Here is a 23,120-nt window from a genome sequence, read left to right on the forward strand (position 1 = left end):
GTCAGCGGGTTGCCGGAATGCTCCGCGCGGTAAGCTGGATCCGCTCGATAAGAGCGCGCGGCGTCGGGGGCGGCGCGCTGGCTTGCGGATCGGGGGGTTCGGCGGAGGGGTCGATCTCCGTCGCAGTCTGGGGCGGAGATGCGGTGTCGTCCACCACCTCGCCCTTCAATGCGGCGATCTCGCGTTCGCGCATGGCGAGGTAGGTGTCGCGGCGCATCGCGTAGGGATCATCCGAAGCGGCGATCTCCTGCAATTCCGCGTCGAATTCCAGCCGCTGATCGAGCCCGTTCACCACGAAATAGGTCGCCGCATAGGCCGGACGATTGAAGGGCCGCCCCACCGCCACCGGCAACAGCAGCTGATCGAGCGTGCTGCCGACAAGATCGCGCACCGAGGTCGCGCCGGTCACCGGCAGATAGAGATAGGCCCCCGGCCCGGCCCCGTAATACCCCATCGTGTTGGCAAAGCCGTTGCGGCGATACGGCAGACCGATCCCCGGCTTGCCCGCGATGTCGACCAGCCCGCCCAGTCCCAGCGTCGAATTGATCGCCAACCGCCCGAGTGTCTCGACCGCCTTGCCGACCTTGCCTTGCAACAGGAAGTTCAATGCGTTGCTTGGCTCGCCAAGATTGCGCACGACATTGCCGAGGCCATCGCGCAGCGGTTCGGGCAGTCCGTCGCGGTAGGCATAGGCGACCGGTTCGACCAGCGCCTGGTCAACCGCCTGGGTGATGCGGTAGCTTTCGGCGTTGAGCTTTTCGACCGGGTCACCTTCGGGCGGGCCGTAGCTGCCTTCGATGATGATCTCGCCGCTTTCCTCGATCGGCGCACCTTCACCGGGCGACGTCGGCTCAACTTCAGAAGACGTCTGTTCGCCTTCGGCGTGCTGCAACGACCATGCCAGCGCGGAGACAGGCAGCGGCTCGGGTGCTTGCGCCGGTACGCCCGGCAGCGCCAGCGCCGCGCTCAGGAGCGGCTGGGAAACAGTGAAAAGTGCGAGGTTCGACATACCATTCCTTTGTTTCCTCGTTGCCCCCCCCTGTCTATACGCAAGCTGAATTCTCCATCGTAAAAGTGCAAGGTGCCATGTCCCTGATCCAGATTGCCCGCGAAGGCCCCGTTACCATCCTCACGCTTGACCGGGCGGATACCATGAACCCGCTGGGCGCGCCCGGCGACGGGGATGAGTTCGTCCGGGTGGCGAACGCGATCAACCGCGATATGGAGTGCCGGGTGGTTATTCTGACCGGCGCGGGCCGCGCGTTCAGCGCGGGCGGCGATATCAAGGCGATGCGGGACAAGACCGGCACCTTCGGCGGCACCACCCCTGCAATTTCAGATGGTTATCGCGACAACATCCACCTGATGCTGCGCGCTCTTTACGGGTTGCGGGTGCCGGTGATTGCGGCGGTGAACGGCCCGGCGATCGGTCTGGGCTGCGATGTCGCCTGCCTCGCCGATATCCGCATTGCCAGCGAGAATGCGAAATTCGGGGTGACCTTCCTCAAGCTCGGCATCATCCCCGGTGATGGCGGCACATGGATCCTGCCGCGCGTGATCGGGATGAGCCGTGCGGCGGAACTGTTCTACACCGGCGATGTGATCGACGCCGCCACCGCGAAGGACTGGGGCCTGGTCAGCCGGGTGGTCGCACCGGATGCGCTGATGGACGAAGCCCGCGCGCTGGCGGGGCGCATCGCCTTGCTTCCCCCCCATTCGCTGCGCCACACCAAGAACCTGCTGCGCCAAGGCCAGCAGACCAGCTATGATACGGCGCTGGAACTTGCGGCCAATACGCAGGCGATGATGCACACCACAGCCGACCATGCCGAAGGGGTGGCGGCGCTGATCGAAAAGCGCAGCGCGGTCTTCAAGGGCGAATAGCAGCGCGCCTCAGCCGAGCCACTTCCACACACCGGCCGGAATGCCTGCCAGCCACAGGTGGAGCCAGCTGAAGCCGAGGAACAGCGCCAGCCCCACACCCAGCGGCACCGGGCCGACCAACAAGAGCTTGCCCCAGCGCGGCCAGTAACTGGTCTTGCTTTCCCATTCGGCCCAGGCGTCGCCCATCAACACCTCTTTCTTGGCGTCCTGCATCCGCGCGCCGACCAGCGCGAGGATCCCCATGGCCAGCGCCACGATCAGAGTGCGGATGCTCCACCACAGAACGATGTGCGAGAGTGCCCACAGGCCAATGCCCCACATCATCGGGTGGCGTGTTACCGTGAATACGCCGCGCGGGGTCGCGCGGGCCTGCGCTTCGGCCATCGGGGTCGGCAGCGCGGGGTTGCCGATCAGCGAGCCTGCCAGCAGGATCATTGCGGGGATCGTCAGCGCCGTGGCGATGATCCAGCCGATTGTGCCCGAACCGGGCAAGTCGGCGGGCGGCGCGGCCTTGAAGGCAAAGTAAACCCACGCCAGCGTCGCGACGCTGACCAACGTATAGGCAATCTGGAAGCCGCCCGCCCCCATCGCCTTGACCATCGGCGCCCGCAATGGATGCGACATGGCGAAATGCGATCCGACAAAGGCGACATTGGCCGCAATCAGACCCGACAAGGCTTCGTTCATCACCCGCACCTCCCGCAAGCACGTTCCCCAACCATGGGGCAGCCTAATCTTCAATTGCGATCAGTTCCACCTTGAAGACGAGCGTCGCATTGCCCGGAATGGGACCGCGTCCGACCGGGCCGTAGGCGAGGTTCGAGGGAATCGCGATCTCGATGATCTCGCCCACACCCATCTGCGGGATGGCACGCTGCCAACCTTCAACCAGCCGGCCCAGCGAGAAAGTCGCCGGACTGCCGCGCTGATAGGAACTGTCGAACACCGTGCCATCGAGCAATCGCCCTTCGTAATGGACAGTGATCCGGTCAGCGACGGTCGGCTTGCGGTCCGATGCAAGGTAGCGGATCCAGCGCCAGCGCACGCCGCCTTCGACAAAATGCCACCCATCCCCGGCAGTCAGGCCGAGCAGATAGATCTGCTGTTGTGAGTGCCAGGCCGGGCTTTGCGCATCGGGGTTCGCGCCGGCGTCGTTCGGCCCGGCTTGCGCAAAGGCTGGCTGAACGGCGAACAGCGGCGAGGCAGCAAGGGCTGCGGCGAGCAGTTTCGCGGGCAACCGCATTACCAGTCGTAAGCCTTGGGCAGTTCGCTTTCGTCCAGATCGCGGTAACGGTTTCGCAAGCCGCTCTGGTGGCTTTCAAGGCTTTGTTCGACCCCGCCGATGAAGACCCGTGTGGGAACGCTTCCCACTTCAAGCGGGTCACCGTCCCACAATACCACATCGCCCAGCGCCCCCGGCTTCAGCACCCCGGCCTTGCCGCCCATGCCGCTGATTTCGGCAGGGACGGAACTGATCGCGGCAAAGGCCTTGCCCCATTCCATCCCGGTTGCGCCGGGAACACGGGTGAGCGCGACCAGATTGCCCGCCACCTGTTGCAAACGGCGCGGATCCTTCATGGTCGCGGCGTTGATCGCAACCTTCACGCCCGCGCGTGCCAACCTTCCGGCGTTGCTCTGGGTTGCGCCAAGCTGTTCGAAGGTGTCGGGCAGATCGATCAGGCCATTGGCAATCACCGGCACGCCCGCCGCGGCGATCTCGCTCGCCACCAGCCAGCCCTCGGTCACGCCGACCAGCACCAAGTCGAGCTTTGGAAACTCGGACGTGAGCGCGAGCACGGCGCGAATATCGGCCGCCCGTTCAACCGCGACATAAAGCTTCTGCCGCCCGGTCACCACCGGCACCAACGCTTCGGCATCAAAGCGGCTCAGCAGCACTTCGTCATCCTTGACGATTTCTGTGGTCTGCGGCGTTCCGCTTGCGCCGACCAGCGCCTGCGCTTCGCGCAGGCTCGCGCGCAGCAGCGTGTGTGCCGCCGCACGGCTGCCGCCCGCAAGCCGTGCTCCGCCTTCGCCGAGGTTGACCATCTGGAACGCCCGCGCCTGCATCACGGCGCGGGAATCCCCATCCAGATCGATGATCGCTCCCTGCCCGGCAAAGATCGAACCGGCCGGCACCGTGGTGGTTGCCGCGCGGGTGATTCCGGCAGCACGATGCACGAGAATGTGCTGCGAGGAGGGGTTGATCGCGGTCGCCGCATCCAGCGCCGCGCTGAAGGGGGCGCCGCGTGCACGGGTATCGTTCGAATCGCTCACCGCCGAAACATCCATGAGGCCGAGCGAGGTGATGGTCGCGAAGATGCCGGGCGTGACCCATGCTCCGCCCGCATCAACCGAACTGCCCGTTGCCGGAGCGCCCGCAGCGGCGCCGGCATAGACCACGCTGCCGCCGCGCACGATCACGGTGCCGCCTTCGATCGGGGCGCCGCCATCGCCCAGCACCAGCCGGGCATTGGTGATGGTCACATCCTGCGCCAGCGCCGGGGAGGTCATGGCAGCGAAAACGGCAAGGGCGCTCAGGCCGCAGCTCGCAAACCGCTTCATTTCACATCTCCTTCGCCGGGCTGGCCCAGCTCGAAATCGCTCACCGGACGGCGTTTGGGGTCCAGCGCGTCGAACATCAGCGCGCCATCGATCCAGACCTTCTCGGGCCGGGAATAGACGCTCAGCGGATCACCGTTCCACAGCACCACGTCAGCCATCTTGCCCGGTTCAAGACTGCCGGTCATCGCTTCGATCCCCATCGCCTTGGCCGCGTTAAAGGTGATCCACTGGATCACCGTGGCATCGGAAATGTCGATGCCGAGCCGGAGGCCCGCCTTCTGAGCCTTGCGTGCTTCCTGATTGAGCCGCTGGATATCGTCCTGATCGTCCGAATGGATCACCACGCAGGCGCCGGCCTGATGGAGGTAGGCGGCGTTTTCCATGATGCCGTCATAGCTTTCCATCTTGAAGCCGTACCAGTCGGCCCAGATTGCGCTGCACACGTCATTTGCCCGAAGCAGATCGCCGATCTTGTAAGCTTCGACTGCGTGATGGAAGGCGGTGACCTTGTAACCCATCTCCTTGGCCATATCCATCACCAGCGCCATCTCGTCAGCGCGGTAGCAATGGTTGTGGACCAGGATTTCGCCCTTGAGCACGCCCACCAGCGTTTCCTTGCCGAGGTCGCGCTTTACCCCCTTCCCCGAGGCTTGATCATTGGCATAATCGATCGCATCGAACCATGTGTCGCGGTTGACGGCAAGGTTGCCCATCCGCGTCGAGGGCATCCGCCCCCGGCTGCCATAAACGCGCTTGGGGTTTTCCCCGCAGGCCATCTTGAAGCCATGGGGCGCGCCGGGAAACTTCATCTGCTGCATCGTGCGTCCGGGCACATTTTTCAGCGTGACCGAACGCCCGCCCATCAGATTGGCCGAGCCGGGCAGGATCTGCAACGCCGTGATCCCGCCATTGGCAAGCGCGCGGGTAAAGCCCGGATCCTGCGGCCAGATCGAATGTTCGGCCCAGACTTCGGGCGTGGTCGGGCTGGTCGCCTCGTTCCCGTCGGAATGCGCATCGACCCCGGGCGAGGGATAATCGCCAAGGTGCGAGTGGATGTCGATGATGCCGGGGGTGACAAACTTGCCTGTCCCGTCGAACACCGCGATATCGGCCGGGATCGGGGTGTCCGGCCCGCCTACGGCGACGATCTTGCCGCCGCTGAAGAACACCACGCCATTCTCGATCCTGCCACCGCGCCCGTCGAACACGGTCGCGCCTTTCAGCGCGGTGGCGATGCCGGGATAGGCCTTGTAGGTCGAGGCGAACACGCCCTCGCTTTCGATCCTGGCGGCGAAGGTCTTGTCATCGGACCTGGCGCTGCCGGTTTCGCCTGCACTGCCCGTCGTCGCGCAAGCGGTGAGCGCCAGCGCGCTCGCCAAGGTGGCCAGCACGCCCGTGCGCGCCCGCAGTCTGAATTCTGGTATCATCAAAAACCCTTCCCGTCGTCCCGGAACCGAGTGTGCTGGGAAAACGGGAAGCTGTCCATGTTGTTGGACGAATTTTATGTCAGATCACGGCTACTCGGCAGGACGGGTCGCCGGATGGATGCCCGCCGCCTGCGCCTCGCCCAATTCGGCATCGCCGGCGAGATCATCGTCACGCAGGGTATCGAGATGCATCAGCTTCTTGACCAGCGGACTCGCGATCATAACCACGATCCCGACGCCAACCGCGACCAGACCCATGGTCCAATAGGCATCAAGCGCGCCTTCACGGGTCATGTTGCCGCCCTCGCCTTCGCCCATCAGCGATCCCATGAAACCCGCGACGTAGTTCCCGCCCGCCGTTCCGAAAAAGAACGCCGCCATCATCAGGCTCGCCATGTGCGGCGCGGACAGGCGATTCATCGCCGACAGGCCGACCGGCGAAAGGCACAACTCCCCAGTGGTCGAAAGCAGGTAGAAGATGAACAGGAACAGCACCGGCATCATGATCTGCCCGGCAGCATCGGTAGTGCTGAAGGCGTTCGCGCCCCACACCATCACCACGAAGGCAAGGCCCATCTGCACGATCCCGAGACCCATCTTGGCCGGGGTCGACGGTTCGATCCCGCGTCTGGCCATCCATTGCCACAGTCCGGCAAAGATCGGGCCGAGCAGAATGATGTAGATGGGGTTGATCGACTGGAAGAAGGTGGTTGGAATACCGCCCTTGTCGACATGGCGATCGGTGAACAGGTTCAATGATCCGCCTGCCTGTTCAAACAGACCCCAGAACAGCGGCATCAGCAGGATCACGAAGATCATCGCAAACACCCGGTCGCGCGCCTCCTTGTCGAGTTTGAACGCTTCGAACAGCACATAGCCCAGCAACGCGAGCCCGGAGACCAGCAGAATTCCTCCAACCAGCGATTGGTACTGGATCAACAGCCAGATCACTCCGACGCCGGCAAAGCCAACCCCGTAGAGCAGGTATTCCAGCTTGATGCCGGCCACCTTTTCCTTGAGCTTGGCGGGAACAGGCGATTCCCCGCGTCCTTTGAGCAGCGGCTTGCCGATGATGAACACGACCAGGCCCAGCAGCATCCCGACCCCGGCAAGGCCAAAGCCCAGTGCCCAGCTGACGGTTTCACCAAGGAACGCCGCGATTAGCACGCCGCAGGCCGCGCCAAGGTTAATCCCCATATAGAATATCGTGTAGGCGCTATCCCGGCGAATATCCGTGCGCGGGTAAAGCTGGCCGACGATCACCGAGATGTTCGCCTTGAGGAAGCCTGATCCCACGATGATCAGCGCCAGCGCCAGCCAGAACACGTTAAGCGTCGGATCATTGCTGTAACCCGACCCGTCTCCTTCGAACGCCATGAAGAAGTGACCGAGGGTAAGCAATACCGCGCCGAACAGCACCGCCTTGCGCTGGCCAAGGTAGCGGTCAGCCAGCCAGCCACCCAGCACCGGAGTGATGTAAACGAGGCTGGTATAGGCGCCGTAGATCAGGTTGGCGCTGCCATCGGAATAGAGCCAGTGCTTGACCAGATAGAGCGTCAGCAGCGCGCGCATGCCGTAGTAGGAAAACCGCTCCCACATTTCGGCGAAGAACAGCATGTAGAGGCCTTTGGGGTGGCCCAGCACCTCGTCGCCCGGCCGGGTGACGGCCCAAGCGCCGCCGATCAGGAAAACGCCGAGCACGGCCGCTGCCACGGTCGCGGCCCATTCACCGTAACCCCAAAGTGATACATCAAACATACCTGGTCGATCCCACGTGATTTGCGCACCCCCGCGGGCGCGATCCCATGGCCGCGCAACCTAGCGTCTCAATTTCCCATGTGAAGCTTTTGTTGCTTGGCGGGCGGTCTGCGCCGCAGGAACGCTGCCGCCAAGCGAGGCCCCTGCCTTGACGCGCATGGCTGTATTATGGCACTGATGCACCTCGCAAGGGACCAGACAATATCATGAACCCCAACCGCCCAAATCCCAACAGGCCTGTCTATCTCAAGCTGCGCGACCAGATCGCCGCTGCGATCATTGATGGTGATTATCCCGAAGGCGCGATGCTGCCATCGGTGCGGGCTCTGGCAGCGGAGCAGGGGGCAAACCCGCTCACCGTGGCCAAGGCTTACCAGCAGTTTCAGAATGATGGCCTTGTCGAAGTCCAGCGCGGGGTCGGCATGTATGTGGTCAAGGGCGCGGCGGAACGCCTGCGCTCCCGCGAGCGTGCGGCCTTCCTGAGCGAGGAATGGCCCGAAATCCGCAGCCGGATGGCGCGTCTTGGCCTTGATCCCGCCGATCTGGCCCTGACATCCTGAAAGATGCGCTGACTGACATTTGTATACATTGCGCAAGCCCCCGATTTATGACAATTTGTTCATTGCGGGGTTCGGCGGGATTGCATTGCGCCGCGTCCCGGTACTAAAGGGGGGCGCCTTTCGGGTCGGAGGCGAGTTGAGGAAACCGCGGGAATACCCGCATACGGCGTGATATGGCGGTTCAACCGTCCATGGACGCCGGGAGATCACCATGATCAGATCCGAGTTGCTGCAGGAATTACACAAAGACAATCCCGAACTGCGCGCCGAAGAAGTCGAGCAGGTCGTGGATATCTTCTTCGATGAAATCGCCCAACGGCTGGCTGAAAGCGGACGGGTTGAACTGAGAGGCTTCGGCGCCTTCTCGACTCGTGAGCGCGAAGCCCGCAGCGGCCGCAACCCGCGCACCGGCGAAACGGTTGACGTTCCGGCCAAGCGGGTGCCCTATTTCAAGGCGGGCAAGGAAATCCGCGAGCGCCTGAACGAAGGCTAGGCCCCGGGGGGGCTTCATGCGGCAGCGTTGAGCCTTTCCTCCCCGGCCCAGCTTGGGGCGGAAAGCTTGCGTTCGCGATCCAGCGCGGTGAATACCAGATCGACCAGCCGTTCGTGCTCGCCCTCGATACTGGTATCGACTGGCACCATCCCCAGCGTGTTGAACTCGTCAACCGCTTCCGGACCGGGCAGGGCAATGACCCGCTCGATATCGGGCAGCCTTTGCTTGACCAGCGGGGTAAGATCGCGCGAGACCGCGAGATTGCCGGTCGCAACCACCACCACCTCGCGCCGTCCCATGCCGATCGCATCCCAGCTGCGCGGATCGGCCGGATTGGCGCGGTGCACATGATAACCATCGGCCAGCGCCGTCTGGAACCGGTCGTGATCGGGTTCCAGCGCAAGATAGCCTATATCATTGAACGCCAGCGCATCGGCGACCGCGCGGCCCGCCGGGGTCAGGCCGATGATCAGCACGGGTGCATCATCCCCTGAAAGCTTGGAATCGGGCGGGCCGGAGCGCAGCCGCCCCGCCAGCTTGCGCCCGATATTCGATATTGCCGGTGTCAGCGCCAGGCTGATGGCAATCGCGGTGACAAGCATCGAGACCAGCCGCGGCTCCACCAGTCCCGCGACCGCCGGCAGCGCCAGCAGCACGAGCGTGAACTCGCTGCCTTGACCGAGCAGAAAGCCAAGCTGGATCGATCCCGGCACCGACCAGCGGTTGATCAGCGCCGCGACCACGTTGAGCGTGCATTTGATCGCGATCAGGCCGGCCGCGCCCAGCAGCACCCACAGCCAATCCTGCGCCAGCAAGGCCGGATTGATCGACAGTCCGACCGAGATGAAAAAGAAACTGAGGAACAGCCCGCGAAATGCGTCAATTTCGGTCTGCACCAGAATGCGATAGCGCGAATCCGCCACGGCCATCCCGCCCAGAAACGCACCGAGGGTGAGTGAGAGCCCTGCCATCCCGGTTGCCCAGCCCGCCGCCAGCGCAATGAACAGCGCGGTGGCGGTATAGACTTCGGTGGTGCCGACGCGGGCAATCAGCCGGAACAGGGGTTCGGTCAGATAACGCGCGAACAGCACCGCGATGCCAAACGCCGCGAGCGCCTTGACCCCAGCCAGTCCGAGCGCCGAGGCCATCGCCCCGCCGCCCGCCAGCGCGCCCGCTGCGACCAGCAGCAGGATCGCGGCGATATCCTGAAAGATCAGGATCGCCTGCGCTGCGCGGCCAACCGGGCAATCCTCCTGATCGCGCTCCCGGATCAGGCCGATCACCACTGCGGTGGATGACAGGCCCATCGAAAATCCCACGATAATGGCAAACGCCGCCGGCAGTCCCAAGGCGGCGAACAGCGCGGCAGAGGCACCGCCCGCGATCAGCATCTGCAGCGCGCCGAAGCCGAAAATATTGCCCGCCTCGGCGCGAATCCGGCCAAGCGAAAAATGCAGGCCAAGATTGAACAGCAGGAACATCACCCCGGCTTCGGCCATCGCGGCGACCAGCGGTCCGCTGAAATCATCGGCCATTCCGAGGCTTGCAAGGCCCAGACCAAGCCCGATATAGCCGACGATCGGATTCAGTCGCAGCGCCCGGCTGGCCAGGGCTGCGCCAATGCCCAGCCCCAGCAGCGTGATCGCCGGCTGGATCGTGGCGACCACCGAATGCGCGCCGTGTGCTGCCTCGCCTGCCATGTCGTCCCCGGGTTGCCTCCGCCCCCACGCAGATGGGCATTGGCGCGGCGGCTGGCAAGCTCTGGCGCTGGGAGGGGCAAATGTGGCAAGGGCATTGCGGCAATCGGCGGGTGTGGCGGAATGGTAGACGCCGGGGACTTAAAATCCCCTGATCCTTGATCGTGCGGGTTCGAGTCCCGCCACCCGCACCAGCACTTTGAGATTCAATCCCTTCCGGGGCGCGGCTCGAAGGATTGTGATCCGTCGGCCAGCCTGCCACAAACCACAGGGACAGCATTATCGCCCGCTTAACCTGTTACAATTAAGCCTTTCTCGTAAGCATGGGACACACGCGCCCCGTCATCTCCCGCAGGGGAGAAAGGGCTGGGCGCAGGGCGATACAGACATGGACAAGGCTGCGAATAGCGCAAAGCTGCACAAAGGGCCTGACGAAGGCGGCGCCGACCAGCGCGCCGCGCCGCGTTTTACCCTGCTGATCCGCGCTGCCAAACTGGTATCGGCGCAGGGCGAATTCGTCTGCGTCATTCGTGACGTGTCCGAAACCGGGGTCAGCGTCCGACTGTTTCATGCCCTGCCGAGCTGTCAGGATTTCGAGCTGCACATGCCTGCGGGCACGGCCTATGCCATCTCGCGCGTCTGGAACCGTGACAACGAGGCCGGCTTCTCCTTCGCCGAGCCGGTTGATATCGCCCGCATGATCAACGAATCCGGAGAATACCCCAAGCGCGGACTGCGCCTTGGCCTGTGTTTTCCGGTCATGCTCACCACGCTGACTCAGAGCTGCGAAGCGATGGTCGAGAACCTTTCGCAGCAGGGTGCGCGGTTCGAATGTGATGGGTTGCTGGCGATCGACCAGACGGTACGGATCGAAGCGCCCGGCGTATCGAGCGCAATGCGTGAAGTGCGGGCCAAAGTGCGCTGGCGGAGGGGCCAGCATTATGGCGTGGTGTTCGACGATACCTTTGCCCTTGGCGATTTTGCACGCCTTGCCGCGCAGTTGCAGGCGCCCGCGTTGCTTGAAGGCTGATTGCCCCTTTTCAATCCACCCGGCGCTTCAATGGCGTTTGCCCGCCAGCGTCAGGCCGGGACGAATTTCAGCGCCAATCCGTTGATGCAGTGGCGCTTGCCGCTGGGTTTGGGGCCGTCACCGAAGATGTGCCCCAGATGGCCGCCGCAATCGGCGCAGTGCACTTCTGTTCGGGGATAGCCGATCTTGTAATCGGTGCTGGTGCCCACGGCGCCCTTGTCGTTCGCCTGCCAGAAGCTGGGCCAGCCGGTGCCGCTGTCATACTTGTGAGCCGACGAATAGAGCTTGTTGCCGCATCCGGCGCACACGAAGATGCCCTTGCGCTTTTCCTTGTCGAGCGGCGAGGTGAAGGCGCGTTCGGTGCCTTCTTCGCGCAAGATCCGATATTGCTCCCGGGTCAGGAGCTTGCGCCAATCGGCTTCGCTTTTGGTGATCGGGAAAGACTTGGCCTGCGCTTCGGATGCGCCGCAGGAGGCGACGAACGGCAGGGCCGCGCCCAGCCCGGCGGCGGCGATCACGGTACGGCGGGTGACGAAGGGCAGGCGCATGGGGCGGTGTTCCATCTGCAAGGGCGTAAGCGTTCCAGCCTTAATACGCCCGGAACGCCCCCAAGGTTTCACGCCTGCCCGCCGACCGGATCAGAACTCTGTGATTTCCACTTCGAGCTTGCGGAAGCCGTGGACGAAATTGGCGCGCACCCGCTCGACATCGCCGGCGACATGCACCCGCATCCGGCGCTTGTGCATTTCTTCGAGCAGCACCTTCAATTGCAGTTCCGCCAGCCGCGCCCCGACGCAGCGGTGGATGCCGTAACCGAAGGCGAGATGCCGCCGGGCATTGTCGCGCGTGATGTCGAGCTTGTCGGCATTGTCGAACACGTCTTCATCGCGGTTGGCAGAAAGATACCACAGGACGACCTTATCGCCCTTCCGGATCATCTGGCCGAACACTTCGGTATCCTCGGTGCAGGTGCGGCGCATGTGCGCGAGCGGAGTCTGCATCCGCAGGCATTCCTGCACCGCGTTGGGAATAAGTTCCGGCTTTTCCTCGAACAGTTTGCGCTGGTCGGGAAACTTGTCGAGCGCGTGGATGATGCCGCTCATGGTGTTGCGGGTGGTATCGTTCCCGCCAACGATCAGCAGCACCAGATTGCCCATGAATTCCTCGGGCCGCATCTGGTTCATCGCGGGCGAATGGAGCATCATCGAGATGAGATCATTGCCCGGTTCCTTGTCCATCGTGCGTTCGATCCACAGCGACTGGAAATAGGCCCCCATTTCCTGCAGGAAGCTCCAGCGCAGCTCGTCCATTTCGCGCACGGTGGCGAGTTCGGTATCGCCCGCCCAATCCGACCACAGGGTCAAAAGCCGGCGGTCTTCCCACGGAAATCCGAACAAAATCGCCAGCATTCCGGTGGTCAGTTCGATCGAGACATTCTCGACCCAATCAAAGGTCTCGCCACGCGGCAGGCGGTCGAGCACTTCGCCGGTGCGGGCGCGGATTTCGGCCTCCATGTCGGTCATCGCCGAGGGCGTGAATTTGGGCGCGACGGTGCGGCGCTGGCCTGTGTGCTGCGGGCGGTCCATCGCGATAAACATCGGCAATTCGCGCGGGGCATGGCCCGCCGCAGCAGCCTCTTCAGCCGTCAGCGGATTGAGGATCGTAATACCGCCATGTTCCCAGCTCGACGAGAACGCTTCGGGCAGCGCCTCGATATGCTGGATCGCCTTGTGGCCGACCACCGCCCAATAGGGGCCAAACGGGCTTTCCGGGATGTAATGCAGCGGCCCGGCGGCGCGCATCTCGGCAAAGATCGGCTGCCAGGTGTCGTTGAAATAGATGTCCGAGCGGCTGACGTCCCACGGTTGCGTGTGCTGGAGCCGTTCTTCCGGGTGGGCCGCGAAATGTTCTTTCAGCGCATCATAAGCCGTCGGCTCGCGGCGCACTTGCGGGCGTTGTGGTGGGGCGATGGTGGCCATGTCTCTCTCCCGTCAGAGGGCCTCTTTAGCGGGCCGCTCCTGTCCGAATCGCATCGTGCCTCAACTGACAGCTTTGTCAATAGTAGGTTGCGTTTTGGGACTGATCAGGCGGGCAGGCCCTATTCCGCAGGCTCGGCTGCGTTGCGCGGCGGGCGCCGCATCCAGCCTTTGCGCGCGCGGCCTGCGCCGCCCGATTTCATCACCCGTTTGCGGAATAGCAGCGATCCGCCCTTAACCAGCGCCAGCACCGCCAGCGCCTGCCATGCGAGCGCGGCAGCATGGGTCCACAGCGTCGCGTCAAGCGCGGCGCGCGCCAGCATCGCAAAGGGCGAGGACAGCGGGAAGGCAATCGCCGCCAGTTCCAGCCCCGATCCCGGCTGCTTGATGGTATAGGCGGCAAGGAAGAACACCATCAGCTGCATCATCGTGACCGGCATCGACAGCGTCTGCACCTCGCGCACGGTGTTGGCCATTGCCCCGATGGTAAGGAACAGCGCGCCAAGCAGCAGATAGGCCATCGCGAAATAAACCACCCCGAGCACGATGAACAACGGCCAGCCGACTGCTGGTGCGGGCAGGCGTGCAAGGTCGAAGCCGGTAACTGCGATGATCGCTTCGCTGCCGATGCTCCACATCCCCCAGGCGGCCAGCCCCCATACGCCAATACCGACGAAGGACACGCCCAGCATGGCAAACAGCTTGCCCATGAACACTGCGTCCATCGGGATGGCGGCCGCGAGAATCTCGATGATCTTGTTGGCCTTTTCCTCGACCAGATTGGACAGCACCATGCCCGCCAGCAGCATGGTCAGCAGGAACAGCAGCATCTGCGCGAGCTGTGCGGTCTGGATCCGGGTTGATCGTTCGGAGGCCGCGCTGGTGGCGACTGCCAGCTTGCTGACGCGCGGAAGGGTGGCGGGCTCGGCACTGAGGGCGCTTCCCGCCAGCAGGCTTACCGGCCCACTCCAGCGGCGCAATTGTCCTTCGGTGCCAACCAGCTCCGGCGCAGCGAGGCTTCCGGTCACGATCGCCGCATAATTGCCACGCCGCGCCTCCATGAAGGCGCGCGCGTCGAACCCGGGATCGCTGGCGGCTTCGGGCACTTGGCGCAAGACTGGCAACGCGCCGCCCAGTTGCGGGGCAAGGCGCTGGCTTGCGGCGAGCAGCGCGGCATTATCCCCGGCGCTCATGGCGAGGCCGACTTCGCTGCTCACCGCCTCACGCTGCACCTGTCCGCCAATGCTGCCGGCCAGCCCGCCGACGATCACCGGAAACAGCGGCCCGAGCAGAAAAAACAGGAACGCGCGGCTGAACAGCACCGCCAGAAAATCACGCCGGGCGATCACCCATGCGGCCTCAAGTGCGGAGAGGCGCGGCCTGATGGCGGCGCTGGCGTCTGTCGGGGTCATGCGCGGGTCTCCCCGAGATTGGCTGCAGAATCGGCTTCAAGCTGGCGTGCGGCAGCCTCGCCCGCGATGGCGACGAAGGCATCGTGCAGGCCAGCGCGTTCGATCGACAGCGAGAGGATCCCTGCCTCGCCTTCGATCAGCTGGCGCAGCAGCGGTTCGACCCCGGCTTCGGGCAGCGGGAACTGCAAAAAATCGCCGTTGCGGCGGGCCTCTTTCGGCAGTGCGGAAAGCCATGCACCCTCGCGCGCCCTTGTTTCCAGCCGCACCTGCGCCGGAATCCGGTCACGCGCTGCCTCGACAGAGCCTGCGTAGGGGACCTTGCCCCCGGCGATGATCGCCACGCCTTCGCACAGGCGTTCGGCATGGTGGATCACATGGGTCGAGAAGATTACCGTCACGCCATCTTCGGCAAGCGCGCGGATCATCAATTCCAGCTTGCCCTGGTTGATCGCATCAAGACCCGAAAACGGCTCGTCCAGCACCACCAGCCGCGGGCGATGCACCAGCGTGCCGAGCAGCTGGACGGTTTGCGCCATGCCCTTTGACAGCTGGCGGATCTGGCGGCCCGCTGCATGGCCGAGCCTGTGGCGTTCGAGCAGCTCGGCCCCGCGCGCGCGGCCCTCTTTCAGCGACAGCCCCCGCAGCGCGCCCATGAAGGCAATCGCCTCGATCGCCTTCATCGAAGGATAAAGCCCGCGTTCTTCGGGCAGATAGCCGATCAATCTGCCAATATCATGCGGGCGATCATGCCCGAACACCCGGCGCACCCCTTCGTCGGGGTCAATAATCCCCAGCAGCATCCTGAGCGTTGTCGTCTTGCCCGCGCCATTGGGTCCGAGAATACCGTAGATCGCGCCTTCGGGCACGGATATGTCCACCCCGTCGACCGCGCGTGTGCCGTCAAAGCTCTTGACCAGCCCGCGCGCCTCGATCGCCAACGGGCGTGCGTCGGCAGGAATGGCAGTGAAGCCCGCTGCCTGATTATGTGATCGGGGCCGATTGCCCGACAGGTTCTGTTCGCTTACCGCCATGTCCATGCCTTAGTCGGTTAGGCGGCGAGATTAAACGGGAGCCTCTCCAAACATGGTTAACGTGCGCGAAAGACCTGGCTTTGCGCAGCGGATTGCGGCTGAGGCGCGTACTCTGGGCTTTGCCGCCTGCGGGATTGCGGGCGCGGGCGAAGACCCGCTGCGCTCGGCGCGGCTGGAAGAATGGCTGGGCGAGGGCCGTCATGGCAGCATGGAGTGGATGGCCACGCGGCTTGAACATCGCCGGTCGCCGCAGGGGCTCTGGCCCGAGGCGAGGAGCGTTATCGCGTTGGGGATGAGCTATGCCCCGGCGCATGATCCGCTGGCGCTCGAATCCGCGCCCGGCCGCGGGCGGATTTCGGTCTATTCGCAAGGCAGGGATTACCATGATGTCGTCAAGAAACGGCTGAAGGCGCTCGCCCGTTGGCTGGTGGCCGAAGCGCCCGACGCGCAAGTGAAGGTCTTTGTCGATACCGCGCCGGTAATGGAAAAGCCGCTGGGCGAGGCGGCGGGGATCGGCTGGCAGGGCAAGCACACCAATCTTGTAAGCCCCACCCATGGCAGCTGGCTGTTTCTGGGGGCGATTTATACGACTTTGGATCTGGCCCCCGCTGAACCCCACCATGACCAGTGCGGGAGCTGCCGCGCATGTCTGGATGCCTGCCCGACGGATGCCTTTCCCGCGCCTTACCGGCTGGATGCGCGGCGCTGCATCTCCTACCTCACGATCGAGCACAAAGGCCCGGTGCCGGAGGAATTCCGCGAAGGCCTGGGCAACCGCATCTATGGCTGCGACGATTGTCTGGCGGTGTGCCCGTGGAACAAATTTGCTTCCGAGGCGCAGGCGATCCGCGAATTCCTGCCACGCGCCGAACTGGCCGCGCCGCGCCTTTCCGAATTGCTGGCGTTGGACGATGCAGGCTTCCGCGCGCTTTTCTCCGGCTCTCCGATCAAGCGGATCGGGCGGGATCGGTTCGTACGGAACTGCCTCTATGCGGCAGGCAACAGCGGCGATGGCGCGCTCGTCCCGCAGGTCGATGCGCTCACGGCTGATCCTGATCCGGTGGTGGGAGAGGCGGCGCGTTGGGCGCTGGCGCGGCTCAGATCAGGTCTTTAAGCGCCACGTCCGGGTCGGCCAGCAGCGCGGGATCGATCCGGCCCGGCATGCTCTCCAGCAGCTTCCTTGCCTGCACATAGTCCTTCATCGTCCCCACGCAGTCGAACGCGATCGGCTTGCCATCCTTGAGATAGACAACAGTGAACTTGCGCGCCTCGGGATCGCCGCGCAGCACCGTCTGGTCAAAACCAAGACTGAGGCCGGCGGTCTGCAATTTGAGGTCATACTGGTTCGACCAGAACCACGGCAGCGCGTTATAGGCCTCCTTTTCGCCCATGATCGCCTTGGCGACGGTGTTGGCCATGTCATGCGCGTTCTGCACCGATTCCAGCCTGATGACGGCGTTGTCGGCAAAGGGGTTGGCGTGCGCAGCGCAGTCGCCGATGGCGTAGATGTCGTCCAGCGTGGTGCGGCAGCAGAAATCGACATCCACCCCGTTGGAACCGGCAGCACCAGCAGCGATCAACGGTGCGACCGCGGGCACGATGCCGATGCCGACCACCACCATATCGCACGGCAATTCCTCGCCGCTTTCGAGCGCGACGCCCGTGACCTTTCCGGCATCCTCGCCCAAGACCGCGCGCACGCCTTCGCCCAGCCGCACGTCAACACCCTGGCGCCGGTGTTCATCGGCATAGAAGCTCGAAAGCTCCTCGCCCGCGACCCGCGCCAGCAGGCGAGGCAGCATTTCGACCAGCGTGACCTCGCAGCCAAGCTTGCGCAAGACGGCGGCAGCCTCCAGCCCGATATAGCCGCCGCCGATCACCACCGCGCGCCGCGCCCCGGCTGCCAGCGCGGCCATCATCGCATCGGCATCGGACTTGTCCCGCACGTAGAAGACGCTCGGCAGCACCGCGCCTGCCACCGGCAGACGGCGCGGATCGCCGCCGCCCGACCAGATCAGCTTGCGATAGGTCAGCGCGCTCCCGTCCGACAGGGTGATCCGGTGCGCGGCTGCGTCGATCCGCGTTACCGCGGCACCAAGTTTCAGATCGATCCCCTTGTCCGCCCAGAATTTTTCGGGCCGGATCATAATCCGTTCGAAACCCTTGTCCCCGGCGAGATATTCCTTCGACAGCGGGGGGCGTTCGTAAGGTGGCACCGCGTCGCGCCCGACCATCAGGATCGAACCCTCGTGCCCCTGCTGGCGCAGCGCGATCGCCGCCTGCGCTCCGCCGTGGCCGGTGCCGACGATGACCACATCGGCATGGTCAGGAGTTGTATTTACCATGGATTCGCTGTGCCCCTCCGGCTGCCTTGTGCCTTTGATGTGCCGCAAACCCCCGCCGGGTCAACCGGCCTGATGCAGACTGTCGAATTTGCGGGGCAGAAGGTCTGAAACCTAACGCTCCAGCAGGTTGCGCGCCTGGCTGGCGATCTGCGCGAGCATCGCCGGACCGACCGGCGGCCGCGCCTGGCCCCGCGCGACCATCGCCCGGAACTGCGCCACGGCTTCGACGTTCCGCTCCGCCCATGCGCCGACTGCGCCCAATGGATTATCCTTGCCGGCCTTGCGCTGCATCAGCCGTCGCAGGAAATCGAGCCGCATCTGCTGGAAATCGCGCGCGAGACCCGAGACGAGCAGCCGGTCCCAGACATCCGATGGCGACATGTGCGCGGCAATGCCCTGCGCCCAGTCCAGCCCCAGCCGCGCACCGACATCGGTAAAGGCGTGGGTGAGCAACTTGGCATCGATCCCGGTTTCAAGCGCGAGCTTTGCCAGCCCGATCGCGCCGTCGAAATCGAACAGGTTGGCGACCCGCGCCGCCAGCGCCTCGGGCGCGCCTGTTGCCACGAAGCTCTGGCGCAGTTCGAGCGACCGCGCGCGCGGCTCGGCGGCAAGCAGTTCCTCGCGCGCGGTGGCAAGCGCGGCGACGCCGGATTCCAGTTCCCCGATCATCATGCCCGCGTCGACCTTGCCGGCGGCGGTGCGCAGCACGTCGGACACGAGGTTACCCACGGCGGCGGCCAACCGGTCGAACAGCGCGAGCCGTGCCGCCTCGGGGATCGGCGCTTTGTCCAGCTCGCGCCACAGCGCATCGAGACCGAACAGGCGTTCGGCCACGACAAAGCCCGCAGCGACTTCGGCCAGGCCCACACCTTCCTCCTCGGCCAGTTCGAAGGGATGGACCATGCCGAGCCGGTTGACCATTCGGTTCGCAAGGCTGGTCGCGATCATCTCGCGCCGCAGCCGGTGGCTGCGGATCTGTGCGGCGAAACTCTTGCGCATGGGCGAGGGGAAGCGCGCCAGCAGCACCGGCTCCAGCACCGGATCATCGGGCAGGTGGCTGGCCTCGATCGCGTCCTGCAGCGCCAGCTTGGCCGAAGACAACAGCACCGCGAGTTCGGGGCGGGTCAGCCCCTGCCCGTCGGCTGCACGGCGCAGCAGCGCCTCGCCATCCGCCAGGCCTTCGGTGCGGCGATCGAAATCACTGATTTCCTCCAGCCGCTCGATCAGCCGGACATAGGACGCGCTGGCTCCGGGCCCGCCGGTCTCGGCCACTGACAGCGCCAGCGCCTGCAAGCGGTTGTCTTCGAGCACAAGCGCTGCGACCTCGTCGGTCATTGCCGCGAGCAGCGTGTTGCGTTTCTTCTCCGTCAGCTTGCCATCGCGCAGCGCGGCGGCGAGCGCGATCTTGATGTTGACCTCGTTGTCCGAACAATCGACTCCGGCGGAATTGTCGATGAAGTCGGTGTTGATCCGGCCCCCCTTCATGGAAAAGGCGATGCGTCCGGCCTGCGTCACGCCGAGGTTTGCGCCTTCGCCTATCACCCGGGCGCGCACCGCGTCAGCATCGACGCGCAAGGTGTCGTTGGCCGGATCGCCGACCTGAATGTGATTTTCCTGCGGGGCCTTCAGATAGGTGCCGATGCCGCCGAACCACATCAGATCGACTTCGGCCCGCAAGATCGCGGAAATCAGCGCCTCGGGCTCGATTTCCTTCTCGGCGACCCCCAGCACTTCGCGCGCCTGCCTTGGCAGCTTGATCCGCTTGGAGGCGCGGGAAAACACCCCGCCGCCCTTGGAGATCAGGCTGGCGTCGTAATCCTCCCAGCTCGACCGCGGCAGATCGAACAGACGCTTGCGTTCCTTCCAGCTGGTCAGTGGATCGGGTGAAGGGTCGATGAAGATGTGACGGTGATCAAAGGCGGCGACCAGCTTCAGCGTCCTGGACAGCAGCATCCCGTTGCCGAACACATCGCCCGACATGTCGCCGCAGCCGGCAACGGTGATGCTGTCCTTCTGGACGTCGATCCCCATCTCGCGGAAGTGGCGCTGGACGCTGACCCACGCGCCGCGCGCGGTGATGCCCATGGCCTTGTGGTCGTATCCGTTCGATCCGCCGCTGGCGAAGGCATCATCCAGCCAGAAATCGCGGGCCTGCGCGATGCCATTGGCGATGTCGGAGAAGGTCGCGGTGCCTTTATCCGCGGCGACCACGAAATAGGGGTCGTCCCCGTCGAGCACCTCGACACGATCAGGATGCACCACCCGGCCATCGAGGATATTGTCGGTGATCGACAGCAGCGTGCGGATGAACACTTCGTAGCTGGCGCGGCCTTCGGCAGCCCAGCCTTCGCGGTCGAGCGCGGGGGAGGGCAGCTGTTTGGGATAGAACCCGCCCTTCGCCCCTGTCGGCACGATCACTGCGTTCTTGACCCGCTGGGCCTTCATCAGCCCCAGCACTTCGGTGCGGAAATCATCGCGCCGGTCGGACCAGCGCAGGCCCCCGCGCGCCACCGCGCCCGAACGCAGGTGGATGCCCTCCACCCGGCGCGAATAAACGAAAATCTCTCGCCATGGCACCGGCTTGGGCAGGCCAGGGACGACGTGGCTGTCGATCTTGAAGGCGAGCGCTTCGGCAGCGGCCGGGGCGAAGGCGTTGGTGCGCAGGATGGCGTCGATCACCGCGCGGTAAAGCCGCAACAGCCGGTCGTCATTGATGGCCGTCACCTTGGCCAGTCCGCGGGTAAAGGCGTTCTGGGCAGCGGCAATCGCTTCGCTCCGATCGCCGCTGAAAGCCGGATCGTGGCGCGCGGTGAACAGATCGATCATCGCCCGGGTCACCTGCGGGGCAGCCACCAGCGCATCGACCACGGTGTAGATGGTGTAGCTCACCCCGGTCTGGCGCAGATAGCGGTAGACTGCGCGCAGCCAGTTCGCCGCGCGCGGTGCGAGCCCGGTGGCTGCCACCAACCGGTTGAAGGGATCATCCTCTGCCGCACCGTTCGAGACATCGGCCATTGCCTGCTCGATCAGCTCCGCACGCGCCAGCAGCGTGGCTGCATCAATCCCGGCTGGAACGGTCAGGATGAAATCATGGATCGAGCCAAGCGCCGGGTCGTTGAGGAAGGTCGGTACTTCTGCGGCGACGTGGAAGCCGAAATTCTCCAGCGCCGGCACCGCATCGGACAGCGCGAGGCGTCCGCGCACGCAATAGATCTTGAGCCGCAGGCTGTGCGCGCCGTCGCTGTCCATGCGGTAAAGCCGGGTGGCGCGATCCGGGCGGGCCGCAGCCGGGCTGCCGTCGCTTTCGGTAACGGCAAGGGTACGCAGCCGGTCGATATCGCGTGCCGCCTCGGCAGGGCCATAGGTCAGGCGGTAGCCGGTCGGGAAGGCCGGGGCATAGCGCGCGGCGAGCGCGGCGGCGCGCCCGTCGTCCTCATGCGCTGCAAGATGGCCCTCGACCGCTTCGTTCCAGCCGCGCAGCAGATCGACCAGTGCGGCTTCGATTGCCACGGGATCGGGCAGGGTGTCGCAGGCGCGCACATCGACAAGAAAGCGCAGCAGGGCAAGATTGCTGCCTTCGACCTCAAGGCTCCAATCGAGCAGCGCTGCGCCCGGTGTGCCCAGCAGCATCGCCTGAATCTGCAGCCGGACATCGGTGGAAAGCTGGTCACGCGGGAGCCAGACGAAGGCAAAGACATGGCGCTCCAGTGTCGAGCGCACCATAACCAGGCGTGGGCGCGGACGGTCAATCAGCACCATCTTGGTGGTGGCAAGTTCGGCGATCCGTGTCCGCCCGAAAGCGATCAGCAGATCATTGGGCAGGCTGGTGAAGGCATGGACCAGCGCTTTGCCATTATGCCCGGCCCGATCGAAACCCAGCTCTCCGGTCAGCTGCCCAAGCGTCTGGCGCAGCACCGGCACTTCGCCCGGCCGTGCGCTCAGGGCGGCGCTGGTCCACAACCCGGCATGGATCGAAAGCGCGGTGACGCGCCCTTCTGTGCGCAGCGGCACCATGAACAGGTCGAGCGGGCTGCGGCGATGAACCCGCGCCTGCACGTTCGACTTGATAACCAGCAGCGTGCGCGGTGTCCCGGCGGCTTCGTGGCGGTCGAACCATTCGAAGGCACGTTCGATCGATGTTTCTGCCAGCAATTCGCGCGCCGAACTGCGGCAGATCCCCAGCACCGCCTGTTCCTGCCCGTCGCGATGGCGGGTGATATGGCCGAGCTGGGTAAGCATTCCGCCACCCAGCCAGCCGAGCAGCGCGCCGGCCTCTTCGTCGAACGTTTCGGCAAGCACGGCGTCGGCCGACATTGCAGTCTGCATGGCGGGCCAGTCGCTGACCGCAACGTGCACATCGGCAAGGGTCGCCTGCAGGGCTTCGGACAGTTCGCGGCGCTGCCGGGCATCGACCCGTGGTGTTTCGACATAGATCAGCGATTCGCGCCGACCGTCAGGCTGCTTTGCGCCGGGCTTGGCGATGGCCGTGATGGCGCCTGCCGCATCGCGCATGACCGGGACGACCGGGTGCAGCAGGCGATCGATCGCAATCCCTTGCGCAGCAATGGTCGAAGCGATCGAATCGACCAGGAACGGCATGTCGTCGTTGATGATGGCAATCCGGAGCCGACGCCGCGTGCCGCTTGCGGATTCGATCTGGACCAGCGACTTGCCGGGCTTGCGGGTATGCGCGGCGGCAAGCAGATATTGTGCCGCCTCACCCAGCGCGGCGTGTCCCGGCGGGGTATCGCCCGGCAACAGCGAGGCTTGGAGATGTGACCTCAGCGCCTCCTGCAATTTGCTTCCCGACGGCTTGCCAATGGATTTGGCGCTGGTTCTGGACCCCATCAACGGCTCCCGGCATCCTGTTTTTCCGACATTAGCATGTGGTAATAATATTATGCCGGGTTGTTGTTATCGTGTTTTCGGCGATACGCCTTTCCCC

At 64.6% G+C, this 23,120-nt stretch carries 18 protein-coding genes and 1 tRNA gene; 6 read left to right on the forward strand and 13 right to left on the reverse strand.

Going from position 1 to position 23,120, the window contains the following annotated elements; translation table 11 throughout:
* Window position 1: 1 nt before the first annotated feature.
* Window positions 2-1,009, reverse strand: coding sequence for an MlaA family lipoprotein (locus tag BUA05_RS13330; protein ID WP_072675515.1), 1,008 nt, complete (start codon window positions 1,007-1,009; stop codon window positions 2-4).
* A 77-nt stretch (window positions 1,010-1,086) separates the two neighbouring features.
* Here BUA05_RS13330 and BUA05_RS13335 point away from each other — a divergent pair, with 77 nt between their 5' ends.
* The gene (locus BUA05_RS13335; RefSeq protein WP_072675516.1) at window positions 1,087-1,884 is read left to right on the forward strand and encodes a crotonase/enoyl-CoA hydratase family protein; all 798 of its coding nucleotides are present in this window, start codon (window positions 1,087-1,089) and stop codon (window positions 1,882-1,884) included.
* Window positions 1,885-1,893: 9 nt separating this feature from the next.
* On the opposite strand, the gene BUA05_RS13340 is transcribed toward BUA05_RS13335, so the two are convergent.
* The 5 genes from BUA05_RS13340 to BUA05_RS13360 all read right to left on the reverse strand — a co-directional run bounded on the left by BUA05_RS13340 (window position 1,894) and on the right by BUA05_RS13360 (window position 7,631).
* Window positions 1,894-2,571 (reverse strand): NnrU family protein, encoded by a 678-nt coding sequence (locus BUA05_RS13340; RefSeq protein ID WP_072675517.1) that lies wholly within the window; start codon window positions 2,569-2,571, stop codon window positions 1,894-1,896.
* Window positions 2,572-2,614: 43 nt separating this feature from the next.
* Entirely contained in the window at window positions 2,615-3,127 is a 513-nt protein-coding gene (locus BUA05_RS13345; protein ID WP_072675518.1) for an FKBP-type peptidyl-prolyl cis-trans isomerase, read from the reverse strand.
* The gene (locus BUA05_RS13350) at window positions 3,127-4,446 is read right to left on the reverse strand and encodes an amidohydrolase family protein (protein WP_072675519.1); all 1,320 of its coding nucleotides are present in this window, start codon (window positions 4,444-4,446) and stop codon (window positions 3,127-3,129) included. Before BUA05_RS13350 ends, BUA05_RS13345 begins: the two co-directional genes overlap by 1 nt.
* Window positions 4,443-5,873, reverse strand: coding sequence for an amidohydrolase (locus tag BUA05_RS13355; protein ID WP_072675520.1), 1,431 nt, complete (start codon window positions 5,871-5,873; stop codon window positions 4,443-4,445). The genes BUA05_RS13350 and BUA05_RS13355 overlap by 4 nt, the downstream gene beginning before the upstream one ends.
* Before the next feature lie 90 nt (window positions 5,874-5,963).
* Window positions 5,964-7,631 (reverse strand): peptide MFS transporter, encoded by a 1,668-nt coding sequence (locus BUA05_RS13360; protein ID WP_072675521.1) that lies wholly within the window; start codon window positions 7,629-7,631, stop codon window positions 5,964-5,966.
* A gap of 206 nt (window positions 7,632-7,837) precedes the next feature.
* Between BUA05_RS13360 and BUA05_RS13365 the strand changes: the two genes are divergently transcribed.
* Window positions 7,838-8,191: a GntR family transcriptional regulator gene (locus BUA05_RS13365; RefSeq protein ID WP_072675522.1), complete on the forward strand. Its 354-nt coding sequence runs from the start codon at window positions 7,838-7,840 to the stop codon at window positions 8,189-8,191.
* Window positions 8,192-8,402: 211 nt separating this feature from the next.
* Entirely contained in the window at window positions 8,403-8,684 is a 282-nt protein-coding gene (locus tag BUA05_RS13370; RefSeq protein WP_072675523.1) for an integration host factor subunit beta, read from the forward strand.
* Window positions 8,685-8,698: 14 nt separating this feature from the next.
* On the opposite strand, the gene BUA05_RS13375 is transcribed toward BUA05_RS13370, so the two are convergent.
* Window positions 8,699-10,384 (reverse strand): cation:proton antiporter domain-containing protein, encoded by a 1,686-nt coding sequence (locus tag BUA05_RS13375; protein WP_072675524.1) that lies wholly within the window; start codon window positions 10,382-10,384, stop codon window positions 8,699-8,701.
* Between the two features lie 106 nt (window positions 10,385-10,490).
* On the opposite strand from BUA05_RS13375, the gene BUA05_RS13380 reads away from it, so the two are divergent.
* A tRNA-Leu gene (locus BUA05_RS13380) sits at window positions 10,491-10,575 on the forward strand.
* A gap of 194 nt (window positions 10,576-10,769) precedes the next feature.
* Window positions 10,770-11,411: a PilZ domain-containing protein gene (locus BUA05_RS13385; protein ID WP_072675525.1), complete on the forward strand. Its 642-nt coding sequence runs from the start codon at window positions 10,770-10,772 to the stop codon at window positions 11,409-11,411.
* 50 nt (window positions 11,412-11,461) lie between these two features.
* Here BUA05_RS13385 and msrB read toward each other — a convergent pair whose 3' ends face one another.
* The 4 genes from msrB to BUA05_RS13405 form a co-directional block, all read right to left on the reverse strand.
* Entirely contained in the window at window positions 11,462-11,974 is a 513-nt protein-coding gene (msrB, locus tag BUA05_RS13390) for a peptide-methionine (R)-S-oxide reductase MsrB (protein WP_245790203.1), read from the reverse strand.
* Window positions 11,975-12,049: 75 nt separating this feature from the next.
* A complete protein-coding gene (locus BUA05_RS13395; protein ID WP_072675526.1) occupies window positions 12,050-13,390 on the reverse strand; it encodes a cytochrome P450 in 1,341 nt (446 codons plus the stop codon).
* Window positions 13,391-13,509: 119 nt separating this feature from the next.
* Window positions 13,510-14,799 carry an ABC transporter permease gene (locus BUA05_RS13400; RefSeq protein ID WP_072675527.1) on the reverse strand — a complete coding sequence of 430 codons (1,290 nt, stop codon included), beginning with the start codon at window positions 14,797-14,799 and terminating at the stop codon, window positions 13,510-13,512.
* A complete protein-coding gene (locus tag BUA05_RS13405) occupies window positions 14,796-15,836 on the reverse strand; it encodes an ABC transporter ATP-binding protein (RefSeq protein WP_072675528.1) in 1,041 nt (346 codons plus the stop codon). The genes BUA05_RS13400 and BUA05_RS13405 overlap by 4 nt, the downstream gene beginning before the upstream one ends.
* 46 nt (window positions 15,837-15,882) lie before the next feature.
* On the opposite strand from BUA05_RS13405, the gene queG reads away from it, so the two are divergent.
* Entirely contained in the window at window positions 15,883-16,944 is a 1,062-nt protein-coding gene (gene queG, locus BUA05_RS13410) for a tRNA epoxyqueuosine(34) reductase QueG (RefSeq protein ID WP_072675529.1), read from the forward strand.
* On the opposite strand, the gene BUA05_RS13415 is transcribed toward queG, so the two are convergent.
* Together BUA05_RS13415 and BUA05_RS13420 are read right to left on the reverse strand one after the other, a co-directional pair.
* Entirely contained in the window at window positions 16,928-18,175 is a 1,248-nt protein-coding gene (locus BUA05_RS13415; protein WP_072675530.1) for an NAD(P)/FAD-dependent oxidoreductase, read from the reverse strand. The genes queG and BUA05_RS13415 overlap by 17 nt on opposite strands.
* Window positions 18,176-18,286: 111 nt before the next feature.
* A complete protein-coding gene (locus tag BUA05_RS13420; protein WP_072675531.1) occupies window positions 18,287-23,023 on the reverse strand; it encodes an NAD-glutamate dehydrogenase domain-containing protein in 4,737 nt (1,578 codons plus the stop codon).
* Between the last annotated feature and the right edge of the window lie 97 nt (window positions 23,024-23,120).

Origin of the sequence: Erythrobacter sanguineus, from assembly GCF_900143235.1 — a bacterium.
Classification (GTDB): Bacteria; Pseudomonadota; Alphaproteobacteria; order Sphingomonadales; family Sphingomonadaceae; genus Erythrobacter; species Erythrobacter sanguineus.

What these genes read in the sequence shown, in the direction of transcription:
- BUA05_RS13330 (WP_072675515.1), bottom strand. Translation starts at nt 1,009, where the DNA reads ATGTCGAACCTCGCACTTTTCACTGTTTCCCAGCCGCTCCTGAGCGCG.
- BUA05_RS13335 (WP_072675516.1), top strand. Translation starts at nt 1,087, where the DNA reads ATGTCCCTGATCCAGATTGCCCGCGAAGGCCCCGTTACCATCCTCACG.
- BUA05_RS13340 (WP_072675517.1), bottom strand. Translation starts at nt 2,571, where the DNA reads ATGAACGAAGCCTTGTCGGGTCTGATTGCGGCCAATGTCGCCTTTGTC.
- BUA05_RS13345 (WP_072675518.1), bottom strand. Translation starts at nt 3,127, where the DNA reads ATGCGGTTGCCCGCGAAACTGCTCGCCGCAGCCCTTGCTGCCTCGCCG.
- BUA05_RS13350 (WP_072675519.1), bottom strand. Translation starts at nt 4,446, where the DNA reads ATGAAGCGGTTTGCGAGCTGCGGCCTGAGCGCCCTTGCCGTTTTCGCT.
- BUA05_RS13355 (WP_072675520.1), bottom strand. Translation starts at nt 5,873, where the DNA reads ATGATACCAGAATTCAGACTGCGGGCGCGCACGGGCGTGCTGGCCACC.
- BUA05_RS13360 (WP_072675521.1), bottom strand. Translation starts at nt 7,631, where the DNA reads ATGTTTGATGTATCACTTTGGGGTTACGGTGAATGGGCCGCGACCGTG.
- BUA05_RS13365 (WP_072675522.1), top strand. Translation starts at nt 7,838, where the DNA reads ATGAACCCCAACCGCCCAAATCCCAACAGGCCTGTCTATCTCAAGCTG.
- BUA05_RS13370 (WP_072675523.1), top strand. Translation starts at nt 8,403, where the DNA reads ATGATCAGATCCGAGTTGCTGCAGGAATTACACAAAGACAATCCCGAA.
- BUA05_RS13375 (WP_072675524.1), bottom strand. Translation starts at nt 10,384, where the DNA reads ATGGCAGGCGAGGCAGCACACGGCGCGCATTCGGTGGTCGCCACGATC.
- BUA05_RS13385 (WP_072675525.1), top strand. Translation starts at nt 10,770, where the DNA reads ATGGACAAGGCTGCGAATAGCGCAAAGCTGCACAAAGGGCCTGACGAA.
- msrB (WP_245790203.1), bottom strand. Translation starts at nt 11,974, where the DNA reads ATGGAACACCGCCCCATGCGCCTGCCCTTCGTCACCCGCCGTACCGTG.
- BUA05_RS13395 (WP_072675526.1), bottom strand. Translation starts at nt 13,390, where the DNA reads ATGGCCACCATCGCCCCACCACAACGCCCGCAAGTGCGCCGCGAGCCG.
- BUA05_RS13400 (WP_072675527.1), bottom strand. Translation starts at nt 14,799, where the DNA reads ATGACCCCGACAGACGCCAGCGCCGCCATCAGGCCGCGCCTCTCCGCA.
- BUA05_RS13405 (WP_072675528.1), bottom strand. Translation starts at nt 15,836, where the DNA reads ATGGACATGGCGGTAAGCGAACAGAACCTGTCGGGCAATCGGCCCCGA.
- queG (WP_072675529.1), top strand. Translation starts at nt 15,883, where the DNA reads ATGGTTAACGTGCGCGAAAGACCTGGCTTTGCGCAGCGGATTGCGGCT.
- BUA05_RS13415 (WP_072675530.1), bottom strand. Translation starts at nt 18,175, where the DNA reads ATGGTAAATACAACTCCTGACCATGCCGATGTGGTCATCGTCGGCACC.
- BUA05_RS13420 (WP_072675531.1), bottom strand. Translation starts at nt 23,023, where the DNA reads ATGGGGTCCAGAACCAGCGCCAAATCCATTGGCAAGCCGTCGGGAAGC.